We start from the raw sequence: 9,032 nt of genomic DNA on the forward strand, positions 1-9,032 counted from the left end.
AGGCGGCGCCTGCGTCATCAACTTTACCGGCGCGACGATAGCGTCCGGGTCTGTAGGGACTCCTACGGTGGCAACCGTCACAATCAGAGCACTGATTCAATAGGGGGAGGGGGCACAATACGCGCCACTAAGAGCGCGTTCGCTCCTTCTCGCTTGTCGGGAATGGTTAGGTGGGTCAAACATAAGAGCAGCAGGTTGTGCCTGCTAATAGCGACCCTTTGGGTGGCCCTATTGCCCAGCGCGCATGCGGCCACCTTCGGCACAGAAGTCACGGGAAATGCGAATTTGAGCTATGACGTGGGTGGCACACAAGTCATTATCCCGACGAACTCTGTCTCTTTCACAATTGTCCCCCCTCAGGTTGACCCCATTGTCAAATTCTTCCGGTTTACCCCCAACAACCCTCAGTTAACGGCCTCCATTAATGGGGCCGACTTCAGTCCTTCGGGAAGTTTGGACGGACCCTTTATTCAAGTTGATCCACAAGGGTTGGTTGGCACTGGGATTGATCTTGGATCTCCTTTGGGTTTTTCCCGCGCAAACACATTTCTACCTCAAGAGCCCATCTTTATTTCAGTTGATTATATTACGGGCAATAATACCTCAGGCTTGATCGAAACCCTCACGCTGAAAATTTTCACGCAATCTGGTGATACTGACGTGTTTCGCCTCTATGAGACTGGTCCGGATACCGGGGTGTTTTGGGCTTACCTCCCAACAACACGGTCTGCGAAGGCTCCCAATGACGGGTATGTATCCATCATATCCGGTGAAGATATTATTGCCGAGTTCGAAGACAATCGCCGCGCCGTTATTAACGCGACCAATACATCTGAAATCATCGCAGAAAACCGTATTTTCGATTCTGTCTCCGGAGGCCTTATCGATGGCGTCGGCGTGCGCCTGATCAACGTCGACACTGGCGCGGAAGCAACCGTTTTCGGCATCGACGACGTCACACCATATCCAAGTCACGTTATCAGTGGTGCGGTGACGATGGATGCAGATGGAACCGTTTATGAACCCGGAGCGGGCGCCTTCATTTTCCCACGCGTTGAACCCGGTCGTTATAAGATACAAGTTGAATCCCCGACCGGTTACGGGCTCGCCTCAATTCTCAATTCAGGTACAATCGCTGAACGGGGTTGGGCTGGGTTTTTGGTATCAACACCCTCTTTTGGTGATGTATTTGAGCACACAGAAACGGGCCCTATTCGCTTCGACATTCCGCTAGACCCGCAATCCGATCTCAGTGTGACGCTGTCAACCAATACACTTTTCGCTGATATTGGCGACCTGGTGACCTATACGGCACAAGTGATCAACCTCGGCGTAGCGACAGTCCCTGTTACACTTGATACCGTCTTGCCAAAGGGCTTCCGCTATATTGAGGGCTCAACCCAAGGGGCAAGCAGCGTCGGACCCGAGCCAGTCATTGATCCCAATGGCCGTCGCTTGACATATGGACTTGGTGTGCTCGGTCCTGGTGGGTCCGCATCCATTGATTTTACCGCAATAATTGGCCCAAACGTGTGGGTCGGTGAAGCCACAGCCACCGCTGCTGGAACAGACAATACAGGGGCAGCCATCACAAACCGAGCCAGCTCGTCATTGACACTGCGCGAAGATTTATTGCGATCAAACGCCACTGTGACTGGCCGGATTGCAGAAGGAGCCTGCGATATTGACGCGCCTTGGGTCCGAGCTATCCAGCGGGGGCGCGGCGTTGCAGGTATCCGTATTTACATGGAAACAGGTGCGTATGTTGTTAGCGACGAAAACGGACAATTTCACTTTGAAGGCGTCCGTCAAGGCACTCATGTTGTCCAAGTTGATCGTCAAACTCTACCCCCCGACTACGAGCTCGTTCGCTGTAAAGAAAACACACGTTATACTGGGAGCGCTCAATCTCAATTTGTTGATGTGCAGGGTGGCGGCCTGTGGCGTGCTGACTTCTTCCTACGAAAGTCCGTGAATAATGGCTTGGCGAAAAATGAGGTGACTGATCAAAAAACGCTCTCAGACGCAGAGCGTTTTAATGATGTCTGGTTAGCTAAGCAGACCGATGCGCCAGAGTGGGTTTATCCTGACCCAAACCGAACACCGTCTAAACCGTCCATTAATGTTGGGATTAAACATCCCGTTGGGTCCCGAGTGGCGATGACCGTAAATGGTCGCCCAGTTGATACGGCCAATTTGGTGGCTCGAGACACTGATGTTCTGCGTACTGTGATGATCAGCCATTTCAAAGGTGTCGACATTCTCTCAGGCGAAAATGTGATTTCAGTGACGATTCAGTCCGCCGAAGGCGGCATCTTGGCCGTGGTTGAGAAACGCATTGCCTATGTCGAGGAAATTTCCCGCGCCTCCGCCGTTGTGAGCGAGTCAATTCTGGTTGCCGATGGCCGCACAACGCCTGTTCTTGCAATCCGATTAGAAGATCGTGCGGGCAGAGCGGTTCATGTTGGGCGCGAAGCCAGCGTTTCAATTCCAACTCCCTATCGGCTGCAATCAGACGCCCGGAACGATCAATTTGGACCAAGTGAGGTCGATAATATCTCAGCCTTGGGCGCGGATGATCGCCTCTTTGTCGAACAAGACGGAGTCTTGCGCCTGCGGCTGCAACCCACGTTGCAAACCGGCCCGGTCACTGTTCAGGTGACCTTGGATGACGGTCGTATCGTCCCTGTCGAATTTTATATTCGTCCAGAAAAGCGTGACTGGATCGTGGTTGGACTTGCAGAAACGACGATTGCGAGTGAGCGCATTCGGGACAATATGGTCGGCTTGGCGGGATCAAAATCTGCGGGCGTCACTCGCACGACGGAAACATCCGCGGATGGCCGCGTCGCTTTTTTCGCTAAAGGTATGATCAAAGGCGAATGGTTGATGACCTTGGCCATTGATACAGACAAGGGTCGAGGGAGCCGCGATGGTGATTTCCTCACAGAGATCGACCCCAATGCGTATTACACGCTTTACGGGGATGCCTCTTATCAGGCTCTGGACGGGAGCAGCCGATACCCGCTCTTCTTGAAACTCGAAAAAGACACGGCCTACGCATTGTTTGGTGATTTTGATACAGGACTTCAGGAAGGCAAACTGACACTTTATAACCGCCGCCTTTCTGGTCTGAAGGCTGAGTATCTTAGCGAGACTTTCCAAGTGCAGGCTTTCGCGGCGGAGACCAATCAGGGTTTTGCCAAGGATGAGCTGCCCGCTGACGGCACATCAGGCCCTTACCGCCTCTCCAACACAGACATTCTTGCGCAGTCAGAGACGGTCATCGTTGAGACGCGCGACCGTGTACGCGCCGACATCGTGCTGGATCGACGCGAGTTGGTCCGCTTTCGGGATTATACGTTGGACTATTTCACGGGCGAGTTGATCTTTAGTTTCCCGGTTGCGTTGAGCGATGCCGATTTCAACCCCAATGTCATTATCGTTGATTACGAAACATCTGAACAGGTCGAGCGCAATATTACTTTCGGGGGGCGGGCGCAGGCAACCTTGCTCGACGGTCAATTGAAGCTCGGTGTAAATGTGATTTCGGAAGACGGCAGTCATGTTTCGGCTGGCTCCCTGAAGCGGCTCGCTGGAATTGACGGTCTGTTGAAATTTGGTGCCGATACGGAGTTACGGTTGGAATATGCCGCGTCCGAAGACGCATCGATGATTGGGGTCCGCGAAGCGAAACTTGCCGAAATCACACATACAAGTCGCAATCTGTCCGGCGAGGCCTATTATCGCGAAGAAGAAGCCGGGTTTGGACTGGGCCAAACCAATTCGAATACCAGCTCGATCCGTCGATATGGATTGCGCGGCAGTATTCGCTTATCAGAATTTACAACCGAAGACGCAGCGCGGCGCGGGGTTCGGACGTTGGACACAGCGCTTTACCGGGAAGAAAATCTGACGACAGGCGACACGCGGGATGCCGGCGAAGTCACCGTTAAACATCAATCCGCCCGTCTGTCTTTCGCCGCTGGCCTGCGTGCGGCACGGGACCGTTTAATTGGCCGGGGTTTGCGCGAATCCGTTTTAGCACTGGCACGGGCAAACTACTCTATTCCACGACTAGGCCTCAGTTTACTCGCCAGTCGCGAGCAGCCCATTTCCGGCGGCGATGAGGTCTCAGACTTCCCGCAACGCACCCTAATCGGTATGGATAAAACGTTGGGGTCGCGAGCAATCTTGAACTTACGCCATGAAATCACGGAGAGTGGATCTACGAAAGCTCAAAACACGGCTTTTGGCGTCACAGTCAATCCATGGCGTGGATCCACCCTATCTGCATCATCCGACCTGGTCCAAGGCCAGTCCTTACGCCGCTTTGGCGCGACGTTGACGTTGGACCAAGAATTGCGCCTGTCTGAGCGCTGGGCCGCATCGGCGGGCTTACGCAGCCGCCGTGTTTTCGCCCGCAGCGTGGGTGTCATGGATGAATTTATACAGGTTGCACCAGACGCCGCCGTCTCACCGCTCGAAATAAATGAGGACTTCACCGCAGCTTATGCCGGCCTATCCTATCGGGATGATCTTATGGTGGCGTCTATTCGCGGGGAAACCCGTCAGGCCGTCAGCGAAGATGCCTATATTGTCACGGCCTCCGTTGCGCGCGAATTAAGCGAACGTCTTTCTATGGCCGGGTCGTCCCGCATCACGCTTCGAGACCCACAGACGGGCGCGAGTTCTGAACAGGTCGATGTCCGGATGGGCGTCGCCTGGAGACCAAACGGAAATGGCCTGATTATCCTCAACCGCACGGATTTCGGTTTGCAAAGCGGCGGCACCCAGCGGGCGCGAACCAAATGGGTGAATAACCTGTCCGCCAATATGATGGTGCGCGAGAATTTAGAACTGTCGTTCAACCACGGCATTAAATATGTGTTGGAAGACGCCTCATTTGGCCGGGAAACATCTTTGGTCAATCTTGTCGGCGCGGAAACTCGCTTCGATGTCTCTCCGTATATAGATTTAGGTTTGACAGGATCCATTCTGTTCGATGACGCGGGCAACCAGCGCTACAGCTATGGGCCGAGCCTCGGTTTCGCCCCGGCTGATAATATCTGGATGAGCTTGGGGTATAATTTTGCGGGCTTCGAGGATGCCGACTTTGCCGCCGCCGAGCAGAGTCGCAAAGGCGTCTATCTGAAACTCCGGATGAAATTTGACGAACGCTCTTTACGCGGGCTGTTGCAGCATGTGTCGCCCGGCCAGCGTCAAGACGCTCCGAACTCGCCCGCCGCAGTGTGGCTTAACTAGCCATAAACGCTGATGTTTTAGGCTCTACTAGGGTTAGCCAGTTCTTAAGTCTTCGCGCTTAAAATGAAGCGAAACTGGAGTCTGATCATGAAAGCGCTGTCATTCGCTCTCGCCTTGATAATGCTTGCGACTGCGCCCGCCGCGCTCGCCTTATCGGCGACACAGCGCGCGCTGAAAGAAATTGTCACCACGACCCCGTCGGGCGATATTGAGACCCGCTATGTCGAGGCGAAACTCGTCGTTCCGGGCGAGACCATTGTCTACCGGATCGACTATATGAACGATAGCGACGCGCCTGTCACAGACTTGGTTCTGACCATGCCCGTGCCTGCCGAAGTGACGTTCCAAGAGGGGTCCGCCGAACAAGACGGCATGGAGACCTATTTTTCAACAGATGACGGTCAAAGCTTTACCAATCGAACGGACCTAAGGGTCGATATGGGCGGCGGCATCATGGCCCCGGCCGGATCCGAGGACATCACCCATGTCCGTTGGGTGTCGATCCGCCCTGTTCCGGCTGAAGCGGACGGTTTGCTGCAATTCAAAGCCGTATTGAAATAGATCTATATATTTCGCGCGTATCAGAACGCTTTGATTACAGAGCTTGTCGAGGCATTGTCAGGGAAACTTTCGTTTGAAGCGATGTGATAGGGTTTGCGCATGACCCAGAACCCGTTCCGGTATTTCAAAACATCTTGGGAAGTCATCCAACTTGCCGTGATGATGTATGTCCGTTTCCCGCTGTCGCTCCGGAATGTGGAAGATATGCTTCATGAGCGTGGCATCGACCTCTGCCACGAGAGCATTCGTCTTTGGGTTGACCGATTTGGGCCCGTCTTCGCAAAGCAGATACGGGTTAATCGCTCGGCGTATCTGCGCCAGCATACCCAATGGCAGTGGCACCTCGATGAGGTCTTCGTGAAGATCAAAGGGGTCCAGCATTACCTATGGCGGGCCGTCGATCATGAAGGGGAGGTCATGGAGTGCTATGTCACCAAGAACCGCGACAAACTCGCGGCTTTACGGTTCTTGAAGAAGGCGATGAAACGCTACGGTCCACCCCCAATGGTCATTACAGACAAGCTCCGGCCCTAAGGAGCTGCTATGCGCGACATTGGTAATCAGAGCCGTCAGAACACCGAGCAATATGCCAACAACCGAGCTGAGAATTCACACCGACCGTTCAGGCGACGAGAGCGCGGCATGACCCGCGTCAGGCAGCCTTCGACCCTACAGAAGTTCACCTCTACCCACGCCTCAGTCTACAACCACTTCAACCATCAGAGACATCTCGAAAGCCGGACCCGTTTCAAAGCGATGCGTGATGCATCCCTCAGCCAATGGCGTGAGTTGATTGCTGTCTAATCGTGGGGCAATTTGTTAGAAATCCGGCCGTAGCCGTTTAAGCTGACAATACCCAACGATCGCAACACTCAAAGGTGGGTTACCTTGTATTAAGCTCCGATCACTATATCGCCAAAAAGAGTGAGCCGTCGCAAAGAAACTAAAACCGCTGCATTGCGCAGAAAGCGCTTTGCCCATCTAGTGACGATGTTCCCCCGCATCCGTTGATAGCGGCAGATTGGTTGCTCGGAAAGAAGATCGGCTTTTGAGACGTCCCTGCGCGGCCCGCACCGCCGAAGGGGAAGTTGAATGAAATTCGGCCTGACCGCGCATTAAAGTCACCCTGCCCAATACCGTCAAGTGACGTCTCGACGCTGACCCGGAAGCCCGATTTAAAGGCTAAGCTCGCCGACAGTCCGCCATCGACGCGGATTGGATCGCCGCCTGTCGACAGGCTACCAGTGTTAAGGTCGAGAGTGCCGGCACCTTCATAATTCCAGACCGCTCTGAGGCTCGATCCCAGCTCTAGTAAAACATCGTCATTGCGATGTGACCAGACAAATTCCGGTCCGGCTCGGAGGCGACCGATTGTTACTGTTTGAGACGGAATTTGGATACCAAGGCTATCAATATAATCTTCCTGCTGGTCTTCGTAATGTGCCCAACCCAGCTGTGGCCGGACCCGCAAACCGCCCCAATCGAATTCACCGGTCACGTTCGTTTGCAACAAAAACCGCTCGGTCTCGAATTGATCTTTATAATACCCGAATGGATCGATATTATTTGAAGATTGACCAAAGATACCCATGGCGTCGACAGTGAGATTCTCGGCTGGTTTCCAAACGGCGTAGGGTCCGACCATAAAGCCGTCGCCGTCTACCCTTGCGCCTCTGAGTGCGCCCACATCCGGCGTGATGACTGCGTCATCCTCTGACATCCAGTCATATTGCACTAACCCCCCCACAAGCAAATTGTCCCGCACTTGATAATCTGCGCCGAGCTGAGCCACAAAGAACTCACTATCAACACCAACCCCGTCACGTCTGTCCTTCACCTTTGCGTATTCTGCGCTTGTCCAGACATCCCAACCGTCAAAGCGAGGTTTGACGAGGTCAGCATTGTCGCCAACAGCCTTCGCCTTTGCTTGATTGCGAGCACCGGATAGCGAGCCTTCAAAGCTCATGGACGCCCGCAAATCATTGGCGTCGGCGTTAAACGCACCGGCCCCAACCTGTTCACGCGCAGCGAACCGTTTCGACAAATCCGGAGCCGCCGACAGTATGCGGTCACCACGACGCTCCATAAAGCCACGAATAGCCTTCATGGTTGCGAGGCGGATCGCGGCATCATTTCTGCTATTCGTGATGATACAGGTTTGGCGCTCCGTCGCGTCCAGATCAATGCTGATCCGGCCGGATTGAATATCGATGGCATTGCCATTGTCCGTGTCACCCGCGCAGGTAATATCAGCGATAAGATATCCGTCCAAGGTAGGCTGTTCGATCAGGTATGATCCGTTGAGCAGATTTGAAACGGCAAACCGGCTCTCCCCCGCATTAGTAGCCACAGCCTGCCCGTCAATCGCCGCGATATCGGACGTCAAGAGAAAGCTGGACCCGTTGGACAGGCCGCTCGGCGTGCGCACGATTAGTTCGAAATCGCCGCGTTGTTCTTGCAGCTCAACTGTCACAGGAATTTCCGCGATCAATCGCCGCCCTGTCGCTTCCAAAGGCCTGTTACCAGACGCTTTAGTCGCAGCGCTTGCTTGGCCTATTCCGTCATCGACCTCGACAATAACATTCGCGATGTAAGTTCCCGCCGGGAAATCAAGGATGAGATCGTTGATCTTGAATGACACTTCGAGGTTGCCGAGGCTCGGAATTTCACCTGACGCGGGCGCCACGTCCAACCAAGGTTGGTCGGCGTAGGCAATGAAGTTTAATGCCGTACTCCCTGGGTTAGCGAGTGTGATAGCCCCGTTGACGTCAGCAGGATTGTCTCCTGACGCAACAACAACGCTGACCGCTCCAGCCCCACTTGACGCCGTCACGCTCAGTGAGGCCTCAGTAGAGTTATTGCCCGCGACGTCTTGGGCTGCGCCAGCGGGGAGCAGAATATCGACAGAGCCCAAAGTCGTCGGGGTCACAAGTCCCGAATACGCCGCACCCGAACCACTAAAGTCTGACAACGCCCCGTTTGAGATCAGAACCGTCTCAGCCAGCAAGTCGGTAACATCTTCGGAGAACTGGAACTGAACCCTGAACGGTCCAGTCACGTCTGCCGAGCTCGAGGCAATCGATACAGACGGGGCACTACCATCATTCGTGATCGAGAACTGCGTTGCTGCCGTGCTATCATTACCCGCACTATCCGTCGCCGCAGCCGCCGCAACATCGACCGTCACAGCACCGTCCGCCGCCGGT

At 54.3% G+C, this 9,032-nt stretch carries 3 protein-coding genes and 1 pseudogene; 3 read left to right on the top strand and 1 reads right to left on the bottom strand.

The features are described 5' to 3' along the window. Window positions 1-195 precede the first annotated feature (195 nt). From IE105_RS15055 to IE105_RS15065, 3 genes and pseudogenes are all read left to right on the top strand, one after another. Window positions 196-5,265, top strand: a complete 5,070-nt coding sequence (locus IE105_RS15055; RefSeq protein ID WP_189499713.1) for a DUF11 domain-containing protein — start codon at window positions 196-198, stop codon at window positions 5,263-5,265. An 87-nt stretch (window positions 5,266-5,352) separates the two neighbouring features. Then, window positions 5,353-5,826: a DUF11 domain-containing protein gene (locus IE105_RS15060; RefSeq protein WP_189499714.1), complete on the top strand. Its 474-nt coding sequence runs from the start codon at window positions 5,353-5,355 to the stop codon at window positions 5,824-5,826. 99 nt (window positions 5,827-5,925) lie between these two features. Beyond that, window positions 5,926-6,630 (top strand): annotated as a pseudogene (locus IE105_RS15065) (IS6 family transposase). Between the two features lie 139 nt (window positions 6,631-6,769). Here IE105_RS15065 and IE105_RS15070 read toward each other — a convergent pair. After that, the coding region (locus tag IE105_RS15070) for an autotransporter domain-containing protein (protein WP_189499715.1) at window positions 6,770-9,032 on the bottom strand (2,263 nt) is incomplete at its 5' end.

The sequence above is a fragment of the Algimonas arctica genome (genome assembly GCF_014652695.1).
Lineage (GTDB): Bacteria > Pseudomonadota > Alphaproteobacteria > Caulobacterales > Maricaulaceae > Litorimonas > Litorimonas arctica.